Genomic DNA, 20,762 nt, shown 5'->3' with positions numbered 1-20,762 from the left:
GTAGGGCAAAACGCCCATTTCGGGATCTAAGCACATGAATGCGCGATTTTCTCGACGCGCCGCCGACATGCCCGAACACACCCGGCGAACGTCGTAAACAGGACTCCCCGTCCCTCACCCCCGGGAGTCCCGATGACCATCTCCCCCGCCAAGCTCTCCGACCCCACCGTGCGCGCCTTCGTCGCCGCGGTCAACGCGGGCGACCGCGACGCCTTCCTGGCCACCCTCACCCCGGACGCGACCATGTCCGACGACGGCTCCGACCGCGACCTGCCCCAGTGGATCGACAAGGAGATCTTCACCGTCCGCGGCCGGATGGACGTCCAGACCGAATCGGACGGCGGCCACGCGCTGATCGCCAACTTCACCAACGACACCTGGGGCGAGATGCGCACCGCCTGGCGCTTCACCCTCACCGGCCCCAAGATCACCCGCTTCGAGACCGGCCAGGCCTGACGGCTCGGGACCGGGCCCGCCGCTACCCGGACAGCCCCAGGCACCCCCGCACCGCACGGATCAGGTTGCGCGAGCGGATGTCGCCGGTGACACCCGGCTGCATGCCGTTGGTGACGTAGCCGAAGCCCAGCCCGAGCTCCGGGTCGGCGAAGCCCAGCGAACCGCCCCGGCCGGGGTGGCCGAAGCTCGCCGGGGAGGCCATCGGCGCGGTCGGGCCGTGCCGCCAGAAGCCCAGGCCGAAAGTGGAGTTGACGATCAGCACCCGGTCCGGCCCGCTCACCTCGGGCCCGGCCGCGCGGGTCAGCACCCCGGGCCCGAGCAACGGCGGCAGCAGCGCGCCGGAGCCGTCCGGGCGGTCGGCGGCGCCGATCAGCGCCGCGTAGAACCGGGCCAGTGAGCGGGCGGTGCCGATGCCCCCCGCGCCGGGGATCTCGGCGGCCTGCACCGCCGGGTCGTTGAGGTCCACCCCGGGGCGCACCGAGGCGAAGGACCGCGCGGTCAGCGAGGCCGGGTCCTGGTAGGCGTCCCGGACGGACTGCTTGGGTCGCAGTCGCAGCCCGCTCGGCCCGGTCCGGGCCGCCTCCGGGGCGGGCAGGTCGACCAGCCGGCCGACCCTCGGCGCGGCCCCGGCCGGCAGCCCGATCCACAGGTCCAGCCCGAGCGGCCGGGCGATCTCCTCGGCGAAGTACTGGCCGATCGTGCGCCCGCTCACCCGCCGCACCACCTCGCCGACCAGCCAGCCGAAGGTGTACGGGTGGTAGCCGTGCGCGGTGCCCGGTTCCCAGGCGGGCGCCTGCGCGGCCACCGCGGCCGCCGCGCGCTCCCAGGTCAGCACGTCCTCCAGCCGCAGCGGCACGTCCAGCGCGGGCACCCCGGCCTGGTGCGACAGCAGCCAGCGCACCGGCACCCCGCCCTTGCCGGCCTGCGCGAACTCGGGCCAGCAGGAGGCCACCGGGGCGTCCAGGTCGAGCAGGCCGCGCTCGGCCAGCAGCAGCGCGGTGGCCGCGGTCAGGCCCTTGGTGACCGAGCGCAGCACCTGGGCGGTGTCCGCCGTCCAGGGCACCGCCGGCGCGGGCCGCCCGCCGACCTCGGGCCGGGCGTCACCGCCCCACAGGTCGACCACCTTTCGGCCGCGCGCGTACAGCGCGAAGGCCGCGCCCAGTTCTCCGTACTCGCGGAAGTTCCGCGCGAAGGCCTCCCGTACGGGCTCGAACCCCTCGGCCGTCTCGCCCCAGATCTCCACCACCGCGCCGCCCTCAGCCTGTCCGGTTCCTGCGTTCCCGCCCGCGTCGGATCGCACACGAATCGCGCGCGAATCACATTGCGCATCACATGCGAATCGAGCTCGGATCGCACTCGAAAAGCGTTCGAAGCGGGCCCCGAAACCCTAACCTGTCCGTCATGACCAACCCTGCCGAAGAACTGCTGGACGTCGTCGACGAGCACGACCGGGTGATCGGGACGGCGCTGCGCGGGGAGGTGTACCGGCAGGGGCTCACCCACCGGTGCGTCTTCATCCTGGTCCGCGACCCGGCCGGGCGGATCTTCGTCCACCGCCGCACCGACACCAAGCTGTTCGCCCCCGGCGCGTACGACATGTTCGTCGGCGGCGTGGTCGGCTCCGGCGAGACGTACGCCGAGGCCGCCGTCCGCGAGGCCGAGGAGGAGCTCGGCGTGCACGGGATCAGCCCGCGTCCGCTCTTCAAGTTCCTCTTCCGGCAGGACGGGCTCTCCTGGTGGAGCGACGTGTACGAGGCCGAGTGGGACGGCCCGGTCCAGCCGCAGGAGTCCGAGGTCGCCTGGCACGCCTGGCTCACCCCCGCCGAGCTCGCCGACCGCCTCGCCCGCGACCACTTCGTCCCCGACGGCCGCGAGGCCTACCGCCGTTACCTGGACCTCCACGCCGCATAGGCCCCGCCCCGGACGGCGGATAGGGTGGCGCGCATGGCCTCCCGTACGCCGTCGCCGACGGCCGCCCGCGCTGCACGGACCCCCGCCCCGGAGCAGGCACCGGCCCGGACGGCGGGCCAGGCGCCGGGCCAGGCACCGGCCCGGGCGGCTGCCGGTGAGCGGCCGCGCCGCAGGCTCAGCGTGGACGAGCGGCGCGAACAGCTGATCGCCGTCGCGCTGGAGCTGTTCAGCCGCCGCCCGCCGGAGGAGGTGTCGATCGACGACATCGCCGCCGCCGCGGGGGCCTCCCGGCCGCTGGTGTACCACTACTTCCCCGGCAAGCAGGCGCTGTACGAGGAGTCGCTGCGGCGGGCCGGGCGGGAGCTCTCGGCGCGCTTCGAGGAGGCCGCCGACGGGCCGCTGTCCGAGCGGCTGTACCGGGTGATGGGCCGCTACCTGGACTTCGTGCAGAGCCACGGGCCCGGCTTCGCGGCGCTGCTGCGCGGTGGCTCGGTGGCGGCCAGCGCGGGCACCTCGGCGGTGATCGACGAGGTGCGGCGGGCCGCCCACGACCAGATCCTCTCCCACCTGGCGATCCCCGCGCCGAGCCCCGGGCTGCGGCTGACCGTCCGGGCCTGGATCGCCAACGCCGAGATCACCTCGCTGGAGTGGCTGGCCGAACGCTCGGTGCCGCTGGAGGACCTGCAGCTGCACCTGGTGCAGGAGTTCGTCGCCTCCCTCACCCTCACCGCCGCCCGGGAGCCGGCGCTCGCCGCCGAACTCGCCTCGTTCTTCGCGGACGAGCGTCCTGACGGCCCGACCGGGCGCCTGGTGCGGGAGCTCGCCGGACTGTTCGCCGTCCCCGGGATCGCCGAGGCGGTCACCGCGCTCGCCACCGCACCGTCCGGCGAAACGTCCCCGCAGGCCACGGGCGAAACGGCCGCGGCTCCCATCGGGTGATCCGCCGGTTCGGTCCCGACAGCGGGCTCTGATAGGAATGAGCACGGATCCGACGGCACGCCGCCACGGCGCGCGCGGACCCACCCGAACCAGCGGACCGCAGACGCAGCAGAGCGGGGGGCTCAACAGTTGACCCAGGACGTCCAGTTCAGCGCGGAGGCCAATCCCTTCGCGGCGGCGGAGCAGGTCTGCGCGACCCTCGGCACGCTCACCGACGCCCTCTTCGACGAGCGCACCTCCCGCCATCCGGCGGCCTCGCTCAGCGCCCTGCGTCCGGCCGAACACCCCGCCTCCGAGGCGCTGTTCGGCCTCCCACTGGCCCCGAACGGCCCGGTGCACGCGACCGTGGACCGGCTCGGCACGGTGCTCACCGCCGGCACGGCCCGCCCCGGTACCGGCGCCCGGGTCGCCGACCGGGTGACCGCCGCCCTCCACACCCGCTACGGCGGCGGGGCGGTGCGCGGCGCGATCGCCGACCGGGGCACCACCTCGGCCGCGCTGTTCCAACTGCCGGTCACCGGCGAATTCGCCGACCCCAAGCTGCGCCCTCCGTTCGCCCCGGCGCTGGCCGCGCTGGCCGCCGGGCAGCAGACCCGCCAGCCGGTCGAACTGGCCACCGGCGCGGGCGCCGAGGTCCGGCTGGTGGTCCCGCCCGGCTTCCACCCGCTGACCTCCCCCGGTGGTCCGGCCGGGGTCTGCTCCCGTACGGTACCCGCGCCGGCGGGCGGGGCGGACGGCGTCGACCCGGCCACCGCCGCGGCCGCCGAGGAACTGACCGGGCATCTGGCCGAGGTCGCCGAGGAACTGTTCAGCGGTGACGGTCCGGAGCGGCGCCGCGACTTCGCGGTCATCTCCGCCACCCTCGCCGACCTGGTCCACGACGCCGGCACGGTCTACGCCGGCGTCTGCGCGCTGGACGTGGACGGCCGGGCCTCCGACGCCGCCCTGGTCGTCTCGCTCGCCCGACACCCGCTGCCGATCACCGCGCTCGCCACCGAGCTCGCCACCGTCCGGCGGCACGCCGAGGTGTGGACGGTCCTGCTGCCGGCCGGGCCGGCCGCCGTCCTGGTCGAGGGACGGACCGTCCCGGTGCCGGGGCCGCTGTCCGCCGACGGGCAGCGGCGCTGGGTGGTCACCTCGGCGGTCGAGGCCTTCGTCCCGCTGCCGGACGGCGGCACCGTGCTCTGCGTCCAGCTGTCCACGGCGCAGCCGGAGGACTGGGACCTGTACACGCAGGCGTTCGCGGAGCTGCTGAAGAGCGTTCAGTTCGGCTGGGACGGGGAGGTGTCCGGCGCCGTGCGCGCGCCCGTACCCGCCACGCCTGCTCCCGCTCCCGCTCCCGCTCCCGTCGAGAAGGAGCCGGAGAAGGTGCCGGCGCAGCTCCCGCCCGAGGACTTCAACCCGTTCGCGCCCGTCACGGAGGCCTCCCCGGCCGACGCCGAGCCACAGTCGGCGCCGGCCAGGCGGAAGGGCACGCCGGTCATGGTGCCCCCGCCGGACTTCAACCCCTTCGCCCCGGAAAGCCTCCCGTCCACCCCGGACACGTCCCCGGCGGCCGCCGCCCCGGCCACCGACCCGTTCGGCACGGTGACGGCCGACCAGTCGGACCCGTTCGGCACCACGCTCGCGGCGCAGGGCCCGGCCGTCCCGCCGCCGCCCTCCGCACCGCCGGCCGTTCCCGCGCAGGCTGCTCCCGCGCAGGACGCCCCGCGGAAGGGCACGCCGGTCATGGTGCCCCCGCCGGACTTCAACCCCTTCGCCCCGGAAAGCCTCCCGTCCACCCCGGACGAAGCGACGGAGACCGACGCGGCGGAGGCTTCGGGCCCGGAGACCAGGCCGTTCGGCTGAGCCCCGACCACTGCCCCTCCGCCAGGATCCAACCGCAGGATCGACAGGAGGCCGCGACAACGCGACGCCGAAAGCCGGTAGTTGACCGCCGCTGCGGACAACGCCCGGACGCGACAGGAAGGTTGGGAGGCCCTACGCCGTCAGCCGGCGCGCCGGGCCAGGTGGACCACGTCCGGCACGCCGCGGCTGACCGGGATCTCGTGCGTGACGACGTCGGAGAAGCCCGCCGCCCGCAGTGCCTCCTCGAAGTCCGCGGAGGGCTGCGCGCTCCACACCGCCAGCACCCCGCCCGGCTGCAGCCGGTGCCAGAGCACTGCGAGCCCGTCGGCGCCGTACAGCCCGGCGTTGGAGTCGGTGACGGTCCAGTCCGGGCCGTTGTCGATGTCGAGGCACAGCGCGTCGTAGCGCTCGCCGTCGGCCGCCGCCAGGTACTCCAGCAGGTCGGTGTGGAGGACCTGGACCCGCTGGTCCTCCAGCGCGCCGCCGGAGAAGGCGCCGAGCGGCCCGCTCCGGTGCCAGTCGATGATGGCGCTCTCGCGCTCGACGATGGCGATCCGCCCCCAGCGCGGCTCGGCCGCCGCGTACGCCAGCGAGAAGCCGACGCCGAGGCCTCCGATCAGCACCGAGGGCTCCGCGGGGGCGCCGGTGCGGTCCAGTTCGTCCAGCGCCGCCTGGATCAGCAGGCGTTCGGAGCGGCCGTCGGCGGTGTCCATCAGGAAGCAGCCGTTGGCGATGATCTCGAAGTGCCGACCGCGCCGGCGCAGTACCACCTCGCCGAACGGGCCGTCCCGCCGGTCGAGCGTGACGACGGCCTCGTGAGCGTCCCGTTCGGGCAGTGCGGTGGACATGCGGCTTCCTCAGCGGACTCGGGTGCAGGAGCGTCCCGGCGGACGAGTACCCGCCCGACAATAGCCGAGTCCGCCCCTGCGCCCGTCACGTCGTGACCAGCACCCCGGCGTAGGAGACGCCCGCGACGACCACCCAGGAGCCGAGCCCGAGCAGGGCGAGCCGCCCGCCGGTGCGGACCATGGTCGGCAGGTGCACGGCGCTGCCGAGACCGAACAGCGCGGCGGCCAGCAGCAGTTCCTGGGCGTCCCCGGCGAGGGTGAGCGCCCTCTCCGGAAGCACCCCGGTGGTCCGCAGCACGATCATCGCGAGGAACCCCGCCACGAACAGCGGGACGATCGGCGGGCGGCTGCCGACGGTGCCCGGGTTCTTCGCAGGGCCTTCCCCCGGCTCCTGGCCGGCCCCGACGACGGCCTCCCCGGCCCGTCGCGCCCGGCGCCGCACCGCGACGGCCATCCCGGCGACCAGCGGCGCCAGCAGCACCACCCGCATCAGCTTGACCAGGACGGCCTCCCGCAACGCGCCCGCCCCGCCGGTCTGCGCGGTGGCGACCACCTGCCCGACGTCGTGCACGCTCGCGCCGACCCACCGCCCGAACTCCACGTCGCCCAGCCCGAACGGCTGTTGGAGCAGCGGCAGCACGGCGATGGCCAGCGTCCCGCACAGGGTGACCAGGGCCACCGAGGCGGCGACGTCCTCCTCCTCGCTGCCGGCCGCCTGGCTGACCGCGCCGATCGCCGAGGCTCCGCAGATGGAGTACCCGGTGGCGACCAGCAGCGGCTGGTCGCCCGGCAGGCCGAGCCGCCGGCCGAGCCAGAGCGTGCCGGTGAAGGTGGCCGCGACTACCGCGAGCACCATGGCGACGGTGGCCCAGCCGAGGCCGAGCACGTCGTCCAGGCTGAGCTTGAGCCCGAGCAGGACGATCCCGAGCCGCATCAGCCGCTTGCCGGCCATGGACAGCCCTGGCCGGGCCACCCCGCGCACCACCGGGCGCAGCGCGGGCAGGTGGGCCGCCGCCATGCCGAGCACGACGGCTGCGGTCAGCTTGGGCACGGCGGGCACGGCCGCGTGGACGGCGATCGCGGCGGCCACCCCGGCCGCCGCGAGCAGCAGGCCGGGGGCGTCCCCGCCGAGCGGGGGCAGTGAGCGGGTGCGCGTGGCGCGCTCCCGGAGGGTCAGTGCCACGCCGCCCTCACTGCTGCTGGTCGGCGGGCAGCCGGTAGACGCGCCGGATGCTGGTGCCGAGCCGCGAGACGTCCGCGCCGTAGACGTGGATGGAGATGGCGGTGCTGTTGCAGGCGTTGCGCACCAGGTGGATGTCACCGGGCGGGGCGAAGGCGGCGACGGTGCCGGCCGGGCCGGCGACGTGCTCGGTCTCGACGAGGTGGGCGGTGCGGCCGTCGGAGACCAGCCGGTAGCGGGTCTCGCTCTCCTGGCCCTGGTGGACGCCGGCCACGCACCAGGAGACGTGGTCGTGGATCGGGGTCTGCTGGCCGGGCAGCCAGACCAGGGCGACGACGGAGAAGCCGCCGTCCTCCTCGGCGTGCAGGACGTGCTGGCGGTAGCGCGTCGGGTCGCCCTCGCGCTGGGCGGGGGTGAGCAGCGCGTCGGGCCCGTCGGGGTCGGCGCGCAGGTGCGGGGCGAGGCGTTCGCCGACCAGGTAGGCGGTGAGTTCCGGGGGCAGTCCGCGGTCCACGACGGCACGGATCTCGCCGATCAGGGCGGTCATCCGCTCGGTGAGCCGGTCGCTGCCGACCGTGGCTGGGGGTGTCATACCAGCAGGTTCGGCTGCACCGACCTATCACGTCCAACGATGGTTCTTAAGCTTCCCCCCAACTTCAGCTTATGAATCGCCCCGGTGAACACCCACCGGAGCCACGGCTCAGCACCCGATCCGGCTCGCCGCCGCCCTCCGCAGGTGGTCCAGCACCAGCCCGGTGGCCGGTATCCGCCGGTGCTCGCGCAGCACGTACGCGCTCACCTGCCGGCGCAGGTGCGGTTCGACGGCCCGCCCGGTGACCTTGCGGTGGCACATGAAGGAGAGCACCAACGCGGGCATCAGCGCGATCCCGACCCCGGCGGCGACCAGGCTCTGCACCGCGAGGTTGTCGTCCGTGGAGAACACGATGTCGGGCGCGAAGCCCTCCTCCGCGCAGACGTTCAGCAGGTTGGCCCGGCAACGCGGGCACCCGGCGATCCAGCGCTCGCCGTCGAGGTCGGCGAGCCGAACGGCGTGCCGACGGCCGAGCGGGTGTCCGACCGGCAGCAGCACGGTGAGCAGGTCCTCCATCAGCGGGATCTCGTCCAGCCCGTCGGGCACCTCGGTCGCGCCGCCGGGGTAGCGGAAGGCCAGCGCGATGTCGCACTCCCCGCGCAGCAGTCGCTGGACGGAGTCCGGCGGTTCGGCTTCCAGCAGCTCGACCCGCACACCGGGGTGTTCGGCGAGCAGCCGGGCCATCGCCTCGGGTATCAGGGTGGCGTTGGCGCTGGGGAAGGCGCAGACCCGCACCCGCCCGGCCCGCAGCCGGGCGAGCGCGGCGAGCTGCTGCTGGGCGGCGGAGAGGCTGCCGAGGATCAGTTCGGCGTGCCGGGAGAGCGCCTCGCCCGCCTCCGTGAGCCGCAGTCCGCGCCCGGCCCGGGTGAACAGCGCGACGCCGACGGTGCGTTCGAGCGCCTTCATCTGCTGGGTGATGGCGGGCTGGGTGTAGCCGAGCTCGCGGGCGGCGGCCGAGTAGGAGCCCGCTCTGACGACCTCGTGGAACGTCCTGATGTGCCGCGAGTCGAATACCGGCTCCATGGCCCTCCCCCGGTCGTCGTCGTCGAACCTCCGCAATCATAAGAGGAAATTGGAGATGCCCGCTCTATCCCCACCCACACCTATGGTTCAGGATCGAACCAGGCCTCTCACTGCTGCGCGGACGGCGGCAGCCCCATCGCCACCCCGGCCTTGACCACCGGCGCCCCGCCCCGCATGCTCGGGCTGCGCCGGCTGCGGCGCTCGACCCAGCGGGCGAGCCAGGAGAGCAGCAGGCACATGCCGATGTAGATCGGCGCGATCACGATCACCACCGGGATGAACGGCAGGTCGTAGTCGAGGTTGGTGGCGATCAGCTTGCCCGCGTGCAGGAACTCCTCGTAGGTGATCAGGAAGCCCAGCGAGGTGTCCTTGAGCGCGACCACCAGTTGGCTGATGATGGCCGGCAGCATGGCCCGGTTGGCCTGCGGCACCAGCACGTACGTCATCACCTGGGTCTTGCGCAGGCCGAGCGCGTAGGCCGCCTCGCGCTGGCCCTTGGGCACCGCGAGCACGCCGGCCCGGAAGACCTCGGCCAGCACCGAACCGTTGTACAGCACCAGCCCGGCCACCAGCGCCCACAACGGCTGCACCTTGAGCGCGACGAAGACGAAGAAGATCATCACCAGCAGCGGCATGGCCCGGAAGAACTCCACCACCACCGTGGAGAGCACCCGCACCACCTTGTGGTCGGACAGCCGCCCGGCTGCGAACAGCGCGCCGAAGGGCAGCGCGAACAGCACCGTCCAGCCGAAGGCCTTGAGGGTGTTGCCGAGCCCGCTCAGCAGCAGGTCCTGGACGCCCCGGTACTCGAAGGGCATCCACTTCTGGTACGTGAACTGGTGGGTGTGGAACAGCATGTAGACGATCCAGCCGATCAGCGCCGCGATCAGCAACAGCGCGATCCCGCCGTACAGCCGGTGGCGGGCGAGCGCCTTCGGACCGGGGATGTCGTACAGCGCCGAGGATCCAACGGTCATCGCGACACCGCCACTCGTCGTTCCAGCAGGTTGAAGACGGCGCTGACGGCCAGGGTGATGATCAGGTAGCCGACGGCGATCCAGACGAAGGTCCAGATGATGCTGTAGCCCAGTTCGTTGATCGTCCGGTAGGTGCCGAGCAGCTCGGTGACGCTGAACGAGCCGGCGATCGCCGTGTTCTTCGCCAGCGCGATCATCACACTGCCGATCGGCGCGACCACCGACCGGTACGCCTGCGGCAGCACCACCACGCTCATCGTCTGCCCGAAGCTCATGCCCAGGCTGCGCGCCGCCTCCCCCTGCCCCGCCGGCACGGTGTTGATGCCCGAGCGCATCGCCTCACAGACGAAGGCCGAGGTGTAGCAGCCGAGCGCGGCCACCGCGAAGACGAAGAACGGCAGCGTGATGTTGAAGCGCGGCAGGCCCAGCACCACGATGAAGAACAGCAGGGTCAGCGGCGTGTTGCGCAGCAGCGTCACCCACGCCGTCCCGAACACCCGCAGCGGCCGGACCGGCGAGACCCGGAAACCCGCGATCATCACTCCCAGCACCAGCGACAGCACGGCGCTCACCGCGAACAGCGAGAGCGTGCCGAGGAAGCCGTCCCAGTAGGTCGACCAGTTGTCGGTCAGCGTTTTCACGGCGCGGCCCTCTCAGTACCGGTCGATCGGCGGCGGTGTCGGCGCCGGCTCCCCGGACAGGCCCAGGGTCGCGTCGTAGGCCTTCTTCCAGTCGCCGTTCTGTTCGTTCTGCGCCAGCGCGTCGTCCAGGGCCAGGCGCAGCACGGTGTCGTTCTTCGGGGTGCCGATCCCGTACGGCTCCTGGGAGAACAGCGGGCCGACCACCTTGAGCTCGTCCGGCGCCTTGGCCGCGTAGCCCAGCAGGATCGCGTTGTCCGTGGTGACGGCGTCGACCTGGCCGGTGATCAGGTTGTCCACGCAGGCCGAGTAGGTGTCGTAGCCGATCAGCTTCGCCTTCGGGTACTGCGACTGGATGCGCTGGTACGGGGTCGAGCCGGCCGCCGAGCAGACCTTCTTGCCGTCCAGGTCCTGCGGGCCGTGGATGGTGTTGTCGTTCCTGCGCACCAGCAGCGACTGCCCCGCGACGAAGTACGGCCCGGCGAAGCCGACCAGCTTCTTCCGGTTGTCGTTGATGGTGTAGGTGCCGACGTAGAAGTCCACCTGGCCGTTCTGCAGCGCGGTCTCGCGGTTGGCCGAGGCGATGGTCTTGAACTCGATCCGGTCCGGCGGGAAGCCGAGGTAGGCGCCGACCATCTTGGCGATCTCGATGTCGAAGCCGGAGTACACGCCGGTGGCCGGGTTCTTCTCGCCCAGGTACGGCTGGTCCTCCTTGGCGCCGACCACCAGGTGGCCCCGGCTCCGGGCGGCGTCCAGGGTCGGCGAGCCGGTGATGGAGGCGGCGTCGCGCACCTGGTAGCTGGGCAGCGCGCTCGCCTGCGGGCCCTTGGGCGGCGGGGTGCCGGGCTTGCCGCAGCCGGCGGCCAGCACGGCGAGCAGCAGGACGGCGGCGAGCACCGTCCGGCTCCGGGCGGCGGGCGTGGTCTTCCTCGTCACGGCGCCGCCTCAGTGCTTCAGGATCTTGGACAGGAAGTCCCGGGCGCGCTCGCTCTCCGGAGCGCTGAAGAAGTCCTCCGGGGCGCGGTCCTCGACGATCCGGCCGTCGGCCATGAAGACCACCCGGTTGGCGGAGGCCCGGGCGAAGCCCATCTCGTGGGTGACCACGACCATCGTCATGCCCTCGTGCGCGAGCTGGCGCATGACGTCCAGCACCTCGTTGATCATCTCGGGGTCGAGCGCCGAGGTCGGCTCGTCGAACAGCAGTGCCTTCGGGTCCATCGCCAGCGCCCGGGCGATCGCCACCCGCTGCTGCTGGCCACCGGAGAGCTGGGCCGGGTACTTGTCGGCGTGCGCCTCCAGCCCGACCCGCTCCAGCAGGGCGCGGGACTTGGCGTCCGCCTCCGCCCGGGGCCGGCCGCGGACCTTGATCTGCGCGAGCGAGACGTTCTGCAGCACGGTCTTGTGCGCGAACAGGTTGAAGGACTGGAACACCATGCCGACCTCGGCGCGCAGCCGGGCCAGCCCCTTGCCCTCCTCGGGCAGCGGCTCGCCGTCGATCAGGATGGTGCCGTCCTCGATCGGCTCCAGGCGGTTGATCGCCCGGCAGAGCGTCGACTTGCCGGAGCCGGACGGTCCGATGACCACGACGACCTCGCCGCGGCCCACGGTCAGCTCGATGTCCTGGAGGACGTGCAGGTCCCCGAAGTGCTTGTTGACGCCGCGCACCTCGATCAGCGGCGTGAAGGCCGAGGGCCCCGCCTGGGCCGGCCCGGGAGCGCTGGTCACCGGCCGCGACGCCCCTTCAGCAGCCAGCCCAGCGCGCCGCCGGCCAGCAGCGTGGCGAGCAGTGCGATCCAGAGCGGCGCGGTAACGGTGAACACCCAGAACTGGATCTTCACCTTGTCGAGGTTCGCGAACAGGAACCACACGGCGAGGACGACGATGACGCCGATCCCGATGTACCGGGTGGGGATCCCAGCGATCTCGCTGCGTTTGGAGCCGGACGAGCCGTCCGAAATCTTGGTCACCGGAGCAGTCTGCGGGCCGGGGCTCCGATTTGCCCGGTTACGCGCCCTGATGGGTGAGGGAGTAACCCGCACGGGGCAATCCGGCCCCGTGCGGGTTTGAAGTGCCGTACGGGTCAACGGCGCCGTACGGGTTCAACGGCGCCGGCCCGCTACCGCTCGTCCCGCCAGGAGCGCCAGAGCGCCGCGTACGGGCCACCGGCCGCGACCAGCTCCGGGTGGCTGCCGTACTCGCTGATCCGGCCGCCCTCGACCACCGCGATCACGTCGGCGTCGTGCGCGGTGTGCAGCCGGTGGGCGATGGCGATGACCGTGCGGCCCTCCAGCACCCGGGCCAGCGAGCGCTCCAGGTGCCGGGCGGCGCGCGGGTCCAGCAGCGAGGTGGCCTCGTCCAGCACCAGGGTGTGCGGATCGGCCAGCACCAGCCGGGCCAGCGCCAGCTGCTGGGCCTGCGGCGGAGTCAGCACGGTGCCGCCGGAGCCGACCTCGGTGTCGAGGCCGTGCGGCAGCGCGTCCATCCAGCCGCCGGCGTCCACCGCGTCCAGCGCGGAGCGCAGTTCGGTGTCCTCGGCCCCGGGCGCGGCCAGCCGCAGGTTGTCCCGCAGGGTGCCGACGAAGACGTGGTGCTCCTGGTTCACCAGGGCGACCTCCGCCCGCACCCGCTCGGCCGGCATCCGCGCCAGTGCCGCCCCGCCGAGCGTCACGCTGCCGCGCCCGGGGGCGTAGATCCCGGCCAGCAGCCGCCCCAGCGTGGACTTGCCCGCCCCGGACGGCCCGACCAGCGCGACCCGGCTGCCCGGCGCGACGTCCAGGCTGATGCCGTGCAGGACGTCGGCGCCCTCCCGGTAGCCGAACCGGACGTCCCGGGCCTCGACCCGGCGGCCGTCCGGGTGGCTGGACTCGTCGCCCTCGTGCTCCGGCACCTCGCGGACGCCGACCAGCCGGGCCAGCGAGGCCTGGCCGATCTGCAGTTCGTCGTACCAGCGCAGGATCAGGTCGACCGGACCGGTCAGCATCTGCGCGTACAGCACTCCTGTGGTCAATTCGCCGACGGTGATCCAACCCTTGAGGGTGAACAGCCCGCCGAGCAGCAGGGTGGCCAGCACCGCCGAGGAGTAGAACGCGTCGATGGTCGGGAACCAGACCGAGCGCAGCCACAGGGTGTAGCGCTCCCAGGCGAGCCACTCGCCCAGCTTGCGGTCCGTCAGGGCGATCCGCTGGTCGCCCAGGCGCAGCGTCTCCACCGTCCGCCCGGCGTCCACCGTCTCGGCCAGCACGGTGTTCACCGCGGCGTACCCGGCCGACTCGTTGCGGTAGGACTGCGGCGCGCGCTTGAAGTACCAGCGGGAGCTGACCAGCAGCAGCGGCAGGCCGACCAGCGAGGTGAGCGCGAGCAGCGGCGAGGTGACCAGCAGGGCGCCGATCACCAGCAGCAACGACACGATGGCGACGGCGAGTTCGGGCACGGCCTCGCGCACCGACTTGTCCAGCCGGTCGATGTCCGTGGTGCCCCGGGAGACCAGGTCCCCCGTGCCGGCCCGCTCCAGCACGCCGGTGGGCAGCGCGACCGAGCGGACCAGGAAGTCCTCGCGTAGGTCGGCCAGCACCCGCTCGCCGAGGACGGCACCGCGCATCCGGGACCAGCCGGTGAAGGCGGACTGGACCACCAGCGCCAGCAGGTACCAGCCGACCGCGACCGCGATGGTGGCCTCGGCGGTGCCGGTGGCCAGCGACTCGACCAGGCTGCCGAGCACCCAGGGGCCCACCAGCCCGGCCACGGTGGCCACCGAGTGCAACCCCACCACCGCGGAGAACCCGCCGCGGTGGCGCCGGGCGAGCAGGCGCAGGTAGGCGCGCACGGCGGCCGGTGAGCCGACCGGCAGGGTGGTGGCCGGCCCCTGCTCCTCATGGACGGGGGGCTTCATGACGTGCTCCTCAGGTGTGCGGCGGGTCGGGCGGGACGGACGGCGCGGGTGCCCACGCGGCCGCTCATACCGGCTCCCCCACCGGTTCCGGCTGCTCTTCGCGGGTGACCACGGCCCGGTAGGCCGGCTCGGTCCGCATCAGGTCGCGGTGCCGCCCGGCCACGGCCGCCCGGCCGTCACGCAGCAGCACCACCCGGTCCGCCTGGTCGAGCAGCAGCGGGCTGGTCGCGAAGAGCACGGTGGTGCGCCCCGCCCGGGTGTCCCGCAGTCCGGTGGCGATCCTGGACTCGGTGTGGGCGTCCACCGCGCTGGTCGGCTCGTCCAGGACGAGGACCGGCGGGTCGGCCAGCAGCGCACGGGCCAGGGCGAGTCGCTGGCGCTGCCCGCCGGACAGCGAGCGCCCGCGCTCGGTGATCCGGGCGAGCATCGCGTCGCCCTCGCACTCCGGCGAGCCGTCCACCAGGGCCTCCAGCACGTCGTCGGACCGGGCGGCGGCCAGCGCCTCGGCCACCGAGACCCGCCCCGAGGACGGGATGTCGAACAGCCCGGCCAGGGTGCCGGAGAGCAGCACCGGCTCCTTGTCGTGGACCAGCACCGCCGCCCTGGCCTCGGCCAGCGGTACCGCGTCCAGTTCCGTCCCGCCGAGCCGGACGGAGGGCTGCTCCGGCTCGTCGCCGGCGGCCGGGACGTGCCCGCCGAGCCGCCCGGCGAGCGCCCCGGCGAAGTCCGGGTCCCCGCAGACGACCGCGGTCAGCTCCCCGGCCCGCGCGGTCAGCCCGGTCGCCGGGTCGAACAGGTCGGCGTTCCCCGGCTTGTTCAGCGAGGCCTCGGCCACGCCGCTGGTACGGCTGAGCGAGAGCACCCGGACGGCGCGCCCGGCGGAGACCCGGGCGACGCTCCAGGCGTGTGCGGCCTCGCCCAGGATCCGCAGCGGCGCCGCGAGGAAGGCGGTGGCGCCGTACACGGCGATCAGGGTGCCGACGGCGAGTTCGCCCGCGGCCGCCTGCCGGGCGCCGTACCACGTCACCCCGATCACGAACAGGCCCGGCAACAGGACCTGTTGGGCCTGCATCAGCGACCAGAGCCGGGCCGATCGGACGGCCGCGGCCCGGACCTTCTGGGAGGCGGCCCGGTACCGGTCGAGGAACAGCTCCTCGCCGCCGATGCCGCGCAGCACCCGCAGCCCCGCCACGGTGTCGGCGGCCAGCTCGGTGGCCTTGCCGCCGAGCGTGCGCTGCTGCTCGTACCGCCGCTCGAACGGCCCGATCAGCGGCCAGACGGCGGCCGCCAGCACCGGGACACCGAGCAGCACCCCGACCCCGAGCACCGGTTCGACGATCAGCACGGCCGAGCTGACGGCCAGCCAGACGATCACCGCGGCCCGGACCCGGGCGACGAGTTCGACGTACCAGCCGATCCGCTCGACGTCCCCGCTGCCGACCGCGACGACCTCCCCGGTGGCGATCCGGCAGGACAGCCCGGCGCCCAGGTGCGAGGCCTGCCGGGCCACCAGCTGCCGCACGTGGCACGCCGCGTGGATCCAGTTCCAGACCGCCTGGCGGTGCAGCAGCACGGCACCGAGCGCGGACAGCACGGCGAGCGCCACCGCGAGGGCGCCGGCCCGCCAGATCCCGGCGGCCTCACCGTCGACGGCGGCCTGCACGCCCCACCCGAGCGGTATCGGCAGCGCCGCCTGGCCGCCCATCTCCAGCAGCGCCCAGCAGGTGGCGAGCACCTGCCCGCGCCGCTGACCGCGCTGGAGCCAGCGCAGGAAGGCCAGGGGTGAGGAGAGATCGGGACTGCCGGGGTCGGCCAACGGCAGGGGGGTGAGCAGCATGACGCTCCGATACAGGAGGGTGCGGGACGGTGCTGGAGGGTGCTGGAGAGCGCGAACAGGCGTGAGCGGACACGCCGGGAGAAGGTCACGAGCCGGAGGCGCGGGTCTCGCGGCACGGCGGGCCCGGCTCGCGCGAACGACGGAAGCCGGACGGCGGCGGGCGACAGCGCGGCACCTCGCCCCGGCGGCATCGGCGCGTCCGGGGCGGCGCCTGACGGGACGGCCGGGCGGAGGCGGGAAGGGCACGAAGGGCCCGGATCTCAGGAGGTCATGGCCGCGAGCCTGCCAACCCCGATGTGATCCGCGCAACAGGTTTTTTCGCTGCCCGGCCCCTGGATCCCCACCGCAGCGGGCCTCCGGCCCCGCAAGATTCCCCCGAACGGCGGGAACAATCCCGCCCGGGTGCCAGTTGCCCCCTTCTGGAATCACACGGACGACCAGGAGGGCACCCCTTCCCGTGAGCAACATCCCCAACGTCACGCTGAACGACGGCACGCAGATCCCGCAGCTCGGATTCGGCGTGTGGCAGGTCCCGGACGACGAGGCCACGGCCGCCGTCCGCACCGCGATCGAGGCGGGCTACCGCTCCATCGACACCGCGGCCATCTACGAGAACGAGGCCGGCACCGGCCAGGCGATCACCGAGGCCCTGGCCGGCGGCGTGGCCCGCGAGGACCTCTACATCACCACCAAGCTGTGGAACTCGGGCACCCGCGACTGGTCGGGCGAGCAGGGCCGCGACGCCGTCCTGCGCGAGTTCGACGCGTCGCTGGCCAAGCTCGGCCTCGACTACGTCGACCTCTACCTGATCCACTGGCCGCGCCCGAAGCACGGCAGCTACCTGAACGTCTGGAAGGCCTTCGAGCAGCTGAAGGCGGACGGCCGGGTCAAGTCGGTCGGCGTCTCCAACTTCGGGCCCGAGCAGCTCACCCGGCTGCTCGACGAGTCCTCGGTCGTCCCGGTGCTGAACCAGGTCGAGCTGCACCCGTACTTCCCGCAGACCGAGCTGCGCGCCTTCCACGCCCAGCACGGCATCGCCACCGAGGCCTGGAGCCCGCTGGGCCAGGGCAAGGAGCTGCTCGCCGAGCCGGCACTGGCGAAGATCGCCGAGAAGCACGGCCGCACGGTCGCCCAGGTGGTGCTCCGCTGGCACCTGCAGAGCGGCGTGATCGCGATCCCGAAGTCGGTCACCCCCGCCCGCATCCGGGAGAACCTGGACGTCGCCGGCTTCGAGCTGGACGCCGAGGACCTCGCCGCGATCGCCGGTGTCGCCACCGGCACGCGGATCGGTCCGGACCCGCAGGAGTTCGACTGGAACTGACGGCACCCGCCGTCCGACTTCTCTGACGAGCGGTCATGTCGAACGACCGCCCACCCCGATCAGGGGTGGGCGGTCTTCGGTGTGCCACGATCCGCCGACGCCGACGAGCAGCGGCCTCCGGCGGGTCAGGCCACCAACGCCTTGAGCCGCCAACTCCTTCAATCACCAACGCCTCAAGCCCTCAACACACCGGGCCTTCCGTACGTTGGCGAATCGTTTTGGCTGGCGCTCAAAGGATCCCTCTAGAGCCGCGCCGCCTTGCCGAGGAGCGCCAGCGCGGGCCCGTGCTCACCCTCGTCCAGCGGGGCGAGCAGCAGCCGCTGGACCTCGGCCACGCCGGCCGTCGAACGGTGCAGCAGGTCCTGGCCCGCCGGCGAGAGCGACAGCAGGTTGCGGCGCCCGTCCGAGGGATCGCGCCGGCGCTGCACCAGACCGCGGCGCACCAGCCGGCTGACCATCTCGGCCATCGTCGCCTTGTCCAGCGAGGCCAGCTCACCGACCGTACGCTGGTCGGCGCCCGGCTCCAGTTCCAGCGCGTCCAGCACCGCGTACTGCGGAGCCGTCAGCTCCGCACCGACGTGCTCCGACCAGAGTTTGGTGTGCACCTGCTGGCCCACCCTGATCAGGTAGCCGATCGCCCGCTGCGCGTCCAGTATCGGCCGCGCGTCGGAGAACACGGCGACCGCGGCGGGCTCCAGCCTGGCTATCTTGGCCATCACCCGCACGATCTCCACCTGCTCCTCCGCCGTCAGCGGCTCGAACAGGGTGCGCTGCACGCGGACCACACCACCGGTGGCCTCACGCACCGCCTGGGCACCGCTCTGCGAGAGCGCGAGCAGTTTTCGCCGGCCGTCGGCCGGGTCACGCCTTCGCAGCACCAAGCCGCGGCGGACCAGCCGCGCGACCATCTCCGCCATCGTCGCCTTGTCCAGCGAGGCTCGCTCGCCGACCGTCCGCTGGTCGGCACCCGGTTCGAGGGCCAGGACCAGCAGAACGGCGAACTGCGGAGCCGTGAGATCGGCTCCGACATGCTCGGACCACAGCCTGGTGTGAACCTGCTGTGCAACGCGAATCAGGTGTCCGGGCGACTGTTGCAGTCGCGCGGACACGCGGGTCGTCGGGATCTCCCCCAGCACCATGTATCCGTCCCGATGTCACACCCGGTGTGTGTGGGACACCCGGGTGGGGCAGTAACGGCGAGTGGGCGTCCAGCTATGAGGGAGGGCGCTCCAGCCGTGCAGCCGGTGGCTGCTGGCGGACACTATACAAACGGCGGGCCCTTGCTGGCAGGCAGGGGCGGATAGTAGACGCAGGTTCGGCAACATTGGCATATTTACGCGGCCGCCACGCCCTCTCGGTAACCCGTTCTCAGTAGAAAGCCGACCGGTCGGTCCTTACCGACCGTCACGTGCGGCTCTCCGACCCTGTTCGCCCTCCCTACTCGCGGGTAGGGTGTGGCCACCCTCCCCGGGGCGCTCCCCGCGGAGACCACCCCGAGAGAGACGAGAGCGCGCATGACCGAGCAGAGCACCGCCCCCCGGGTCGCCGTCGTCACCGGCGCCGCCCGCGGCCTGGGCGCCGCCACCGCCGTGCAACTGGCCGCCGACGGCTACGCCGTGGCCGTCCTCGACCTGGACGAGACCGCCGGGAAGGACACCGTCGACCGGATCACCGCGGCCGGCGGCCGGGCCCTGGCCGTGGGCGCCGACGTCTCGGACGCCGACCAGGTGCAGGCCGCCGTCGACCGGGTGGCCGCCGAACTCGGCGCCCCCGTCGTGCTGGTCAACAACGCGGGCGTGCTCCGCGACAACCTGCTCTTCAAGATGTCCGAGTCCGACTGGGACACGGTCATGAACGTCCACCTGCGCGGGGCCTTCCTGATGACCCGCGCAGTGCAGAAGCACATGGTGGACGCCGGTTTCGGCCGCATCGTCAACCTGTCTTCCTCCTCCGCCCAGGGCAACCGCGGCCAGGCCAACTACTCGGCCGCCAAGGCCGGTCTACAGGGCTTCACCAAGACTTTGGCCATTGAGCTGGGCAAGTTCGGCATCACCGCCAACGCCGTGGCGCCCGGCTTCATCGCCACCGACATGACCGCGGCCACCGCCGCCCGGGTCGGCATGGACTTCGAAGACTTCAAGCGGGCTGCGGCCTCCCAGATCCCGGTCCAGCGGGTCGGTCTGCCTGAGGACGTCGCCCACACCATCTCCTTCCTCGCGAGCGAGGGCGCCGGCTTCGTCTCCGGGCAGGTGATCTACGTCGCGGGCGGCCCCCTCGACTGAGCACGGAACCTACACAGGGTTACCACGGAGTGGGAAGCCGGCCGCACCGGCCTCCCACTCCGTTTTCTTTACCGGGGCTTTTGCAGAATCATTCGAACACCACACTGGCATTCGATCCGAGAATCGCGGAAATCACTCCCCGGGCGGACCTCTCCCCGCCAATTGTCGATTTCACGGGAAAATGACAAATCCCTCCGGAATAGCCCCGGCCGGATGGGTAAGGTCACCCCCGTGCAAGCCCCGAGTACCCCCGCGCCCTATCCCAACCAGGGGCCGGAGCAGCTCACCACCACCCACCGCGAGCGCCCGAGCCCCGAACGAGTCCACCGCCGCGAGCCCGGCTGGCCGCCGATGAGCCGCCGACAGGCCGCCCTGCTCGCCGTGACCTGCGTCGCCTACCTGCTGGTCCTGGCCGGTGTCCTGCTCAACACCGCCCTGGTCGACCTCGACTGGTCGGTCCGACTGTTCCGCCCCTACGACCACTGGCCCAGCCTGGAACCGCTGCTCGACACCTGGGTGGTCGCCGGGCAACGCGGCCCGTCCGCCATCGCCGCCTTCGTCTGGCTCGGCTGGCGCGCGCACAGGCTGGGGCGGCTGCGCCCGCTGCTGGTGATGGCCGTCGCGCTGCTGCTGCTCAACGTCACGGTCGGCGCGGTCAAGATCGTCACCGGCCGGCTCGGCCCGCACTACGCCCAGTACGTCGGCTCGCCCGAACTGTTCTCCGGCGGCACCATCTTCCCGTCCGGTCACACCGCCAACGCGGTCGTCACCTGGGGCGTGCTCGCCTACCTCGCGGTCCGCTGGCGGCGCACCGGCGCGGTGATCGCCGCCGCCACCGCCTGCTCGATCGGCCTGACCACGCTCTACCTGGGCACCCACTGGGTCACCGACGTGCTGGCCGGCTGGGCCGCCGGACTGCTGGTACTGCTCTCGCTGCCGCTGCTGGAGCCGCTGGTCGTCGCCGCCGAGCAGCGGTTGGCCCGGCGGCCGGGCCACTGAGCCCCGCACGCCAAGACCACCG

At 73.0% G+C, this 20,762-nt stretch carries 20 protein-coding genes; 7 read left to right on the top strand and 13 right to left on the bottom strand.

The window, feature by feature from the left end; genetic code table 11:
* Positions 1-132 precede the first annotated feature (132 nt).
* A complete protein-coding gene (locus AB0O19_RS01945; RefSeq protein ID WP_363377241.1) occupies positions 133-456 on the top strand; it encodes a nuclear transport factor 2 family protein in 324 nt (107 codons plus the stop codon).
* Between the two features lie 22 nt (positions 457-478).
* Here AB0O19_RS01945 and AB0O19_RS01940 read toward each other — a convergent pair whose 3' ends face one another.
* On the bottom strand, positions 479-1,702 hold the full coding sequence (locus AB0O19_RS01940) for a serine hydrolase domain-containing protein (protein WP_363616955.1): 1,224 nt from the start codon (positions 1,700-1,702) through the stop codon (positions 479-481).
* A 155-nt stretch (positions 1,703-1,857) separates the two neighbouring features.
* Here AB0O19_RS01940 and AB0O19_RS01935 point away from each other — a divergent pair, with 155 nt between their 5' ends.
* The 3 genes from AB0O19_RS01935 to AB0O19_RS01925 all read left to right on the top strand — a co-directional run bounded on the left by AB0O19_RS01935 (position 1,858) and on the right by AB0O19_RS01925 (position 5,154).
* A complete protein-coding gene (locus tag AB0O19_RS01935; RefSeq protein ID WP_363616953.1) occupies positions 1,858-2,367 on the top strand; it encodes an NUDIX domain-containing protein in 510 nt (169 codons plus the stop codon).
* A 33-nt stretch (positions 2,368-2,400) separates the two neighbouring features.
* A complete protein-coding gene (locus AB0O19_RS01930) occupies positions 2,401-3,306 on the top strand; it encodes a TetR/AcrR family transcriptional regulator (RefSeq protein ID WP_363616951.1) in 906 nt (301 codons plus the stop codon).
* A gap of 129 nt (positions 3,307-3,435) precedes the next feature.
* Positions 3,436-5,154, top strand: coding sequence for a hypothetical protein (locus AB0O19_RS01925; protein WP_363616949.1), 1,719 nt, complete (start codon positions 3,436-3,438; stop codon positions 5,152-5,154).
* Positions 5,155-5,294: 140 nt separating this feature from the next.
* On the opposite strand, the gene AB0O19_RS01920 is transcribed toward AB0O19_RS01925, so the two are convergent.
* From AB0O19_RS01920 to AB0O19_RS01870, 11 genes are all read right to left on the bottom strand, one after another.
* Positions 5,295-6,002, bottom strand: a complete 708-nt coding sequence (locus AB0O19_RS01920; protein ID WP_363616947.1) for a spermidine synthase — start codon at positions 6,000-6,002, stop codon at positions 5,295-5,297.
* A gap of 85 nt (positions 6,003-6,087) precedes the next feature.
* Positions 6,088-7,179, bottom strand: a complete 1,092-nt coding sequence (locus AB0O19_RS01915; protein ID WP_363617031.1) for a putative sulfate exporter family transporter — start codon at positions 7,177-7,179, stop codon at positions 6,088-6,090.
* A gap of 13 nt (positions 7,180-7,192) precedes the next feature.
* The gene (locus AB0O19_RS01910; RefSeq protein WP_363585880.1) at positions 7,193-7,774 is read right to left on the bottom strand and encodes a cysteine dioxygenase family protein; all 582 of its coding nucleotides are present in this window, start codon (positions 7,772-7,774) and stop codon (positions 7,193-7,195) included.
* Between the two features lie 108 nt (positions 7,775-7,882).
* Positions 7,883-8,797: a LysR family transcriptional regulator gene (locus tag AB0O19_RS01905; RefSeq protein ID WP_363585879.1), complete on the bottom strand. Its 915-nt coding sequence runs from the start codon at positions 8,795-8,797 to the stop codon at positions 7,883-7,885.
* A 107-nt stretch (positions 8,798-8,904) separates the two neighbouring features.
* Entirely contained in the window at positions 8,905-9,774 is an 870-nt protein-coding gene (locus AB0O19_RS01900; RefSeq protein ID WP_063350111.1) for an amino acid ABC transporter permease, read from the bottom strand.
* On the bottom strand, positions 9,771-10,415 hold the full coding sequence (locus AB0O19_RS01895) for an amino acid ABC transporter permease (RefSeq protein ID WP_350875581.1): 645 nt from the start codon (positions 10,413-10,415) through the stop codon (positions 9,771-9,773). The genes AB0O19_RS01900 and AB0O19_RS01895 overlap by 4 nt, the downstream gene beginning before the upstream one ends.
* A gap of 12 nt (positions 10,416-10,427) precedes the next feature.
* Positions 10,428-11,348, bottom strand: coding sequence for a glutamate ABC transporter substrate-binding protein (locus AB0O19_RS01890; protein WP_363616945.1), 921 nt, complete (start codon positions 11,346-11,348; stop codon positions 10,428-10,430).
* A gap of 9 nt (positions 11,349-11,357) precedes the next feature.
* Complete coding sequence (locus tag AB0O19_RS01885; RefSeq protein ID WP_363585905.1) at positions 11,358-12,086, bottom strand: amino acid ABC transporter ATP-binding protein; 729 nt, start codon at positions 12,084-12,086, stop codon at positions 11,358-11,360.
* A gap of 47 nt (positions 12,087-12,133) precedes the next feature.
* Positions 12,134-12,379 (bottom strand): LapA family protein, encoded by a 246-nt coding sequence (locus AB0O19_RS01880; RefSeq protein ID WP_363616943.1) that lies wholly within the window; start codon positions 12,377-12,379, stop codon positions 12,134-12,136.
* Positions 12,380-12,528: 149 nt separating this feature from the next.
* The gene (locus AB0O19_RS01875) at positions 12,529-14,301 is read right to left on the bottom strand and encodes an ABC transporter ATP-binding protein (protein WP_363616941.1); all 1,773 of its coding nucleotides are present in this window, start codon (positions 14,299-14,301) and stop codon (positions 12,529-12,531) included.
* A 64-nt stretch (positions 14,302-14,365) separates the two neighbouring features.
* Positions 14,366-16,138, bottom strand: coding sequence for an ABC transporter ATP-binding protein (locus tag AB0O19_RS01870; protein WP_363616939.1), 1,773 nt, complete (start codon positions 16,136-16,138; stop codon positions 14,366-14,368).
* 457 nt (positions 16,139-16,595) lie between these two features.
* Here AB0O19_RS01870 and AB0O19_RS01865 point away from each other — a divergent pair, with 457 nt between their 5' ends.
* Entirely contained in the window at positions 16,596-17,459 is an 864-nt protein-coding gene (locus AB0O19_RS01865; RefSeq protein WP_363616937.1) for an aldo/keto reductase, read from the top strand.
* Positions 17,460-17,701: 242 nt separating this feature from the next.
* Here the strand turns inward: AB0O19_RS01865 and AB0O19_RS01860 are convergent, their stop codons facing one another.
* A complete protein-coding gene (locus tag AB0O19_RS01860; protein WP_363616935.1) occupies positions 17,702-18,598 on the bottom strand; it encodes a MarR family winged helix-turn-helix transcriptional regulator in 897 nt (298 codons plus the stop codon).
* 375 nt (positions 18,599-18,973) lie between these two features.
* Here AB0O19_RS01860 and fabG point away from each other — a divergent pair, with 375 nt between their 5' ends.
* On the top strand, positions 18,974-19,741 hold the full coding sequence (fabG, locus tag AB0O19_RS01855; RefSeq protein WP_350875567.1) for a 3-oxoacyl-ACP reductase FabG: 768 nt from the start codon (positions 18,974-18,976) through the stop codon (positions 19,739-19,741).
* Positions 19,742-19,972: 231 nt separating this feature from the next.
* The gene (locus AB0O19_RS01850) at positions 19,973-20,740 is read left to right on the top strand and encodes a phosphatase PAP2 family protein (protein ID WP_363616932.1); all 768 of its coding nucleotides are present in this window, start codon (positions 19,973-19,975) and stop codon (positions 20,738-20,740) included.
* Positions 20,741-20,762 lie beyond the last annotated feature (22 nt).

The organism is Kitasatospora sp. NPDC091276 (assembly GCF_040684355.1).
Lineage (GTDB): Bacteria > Actinomycetota > Actinomycetes > Streptomycetales > Streptomycetaceae > Kitasatospora.
Note: the sequence above shows the minus strand (reverse complement) of the source record. Positions and strands in the feature narration are given on the sequence as shown.

Excerpts from the sequence above, each read along its gene's own strand:
- AB0O19_RS01870 (WP_363616939.1), bottom strand. The coding sequence starts at position 16,138 with ATGCTGCTCACCCCCCTGCCGTTGGCCGACCCCGGCAGTCCCGATCTC.
- AB0O19_RS01930 (WP_363616951.1), top strand. The coding sequence starts at position 2,401 with ATGGCCTCCCGTACGCCGTCGCCGACGGCCGCCCGCGCTGCACGGACC.
- AB0O19_RS01875 (WP_363616941.1), bottom strand. The coding sequence starts at position 14,301 with ATGAAGCCCCCCGTCCATGAGGAGCAGGGGCCGGCCACCACCCTGCCG.
- AB0O19_RS01860 (WP_363616935.1), bottom strand. The coding sequence starts at position 18,598 with ATGGTGCTGGGGGAGATCCCGACGACCCGCGTGTCCGCGCGACTGCAA.
- fabG (WP_350875567.1), top strand. The coding sequence starts at position 18,974 with ATGACCGAGCAGAGCACCGCCCCCCGGGTCGCCGTCGTCACCGGCGCC.
- AB0O19_RS01900 (WP_063350111.1), bottom strand. The coding sequence starts at position 9,774 with ATGACCGTTGGATCCTCGGCGCTGTACGACATCCCCGGTCCGAAGGCG.
- AB0O19_RS01920 (WP_363616947.1), bottom strand. The coding sequence starts at position 6,002 with ATGTCCACCGCACTGCCCGAACGGGACGCTCACGAGGCCGTCGTCACG.
- AB0O19_RS01910 (WP_363585880.1), bottom strand. The coding sequence starts at position 7,774 with ATGACACCCCCAGCCACGGTCGGCAGCGACCGGCTCACCGAGCGGATG.
- AB0O19_RS01945 (WP_363377241.1), top strand. The coding sequence starts at position 133 with ATGACCATCTCCCCCGCCAAGCTCTCCGACCCCACCGTGCGCGCCTTC.
- AB0O19_RS01935 (WP_363616953.1), top strand. The coding sequence starts at position 1,858 with ATGACCAACCCTGCCGAAGAACTGCTGGACGTCGTCGACGAGCACGAC.
- AB0O19_RS01905 (WP_363585879.1), bottom strand. The coding sequence starts at position 8,797 with ATGGAGCCGGTATTCGACTCGCGGCACATCAGGACGTTCCACGAGGTC.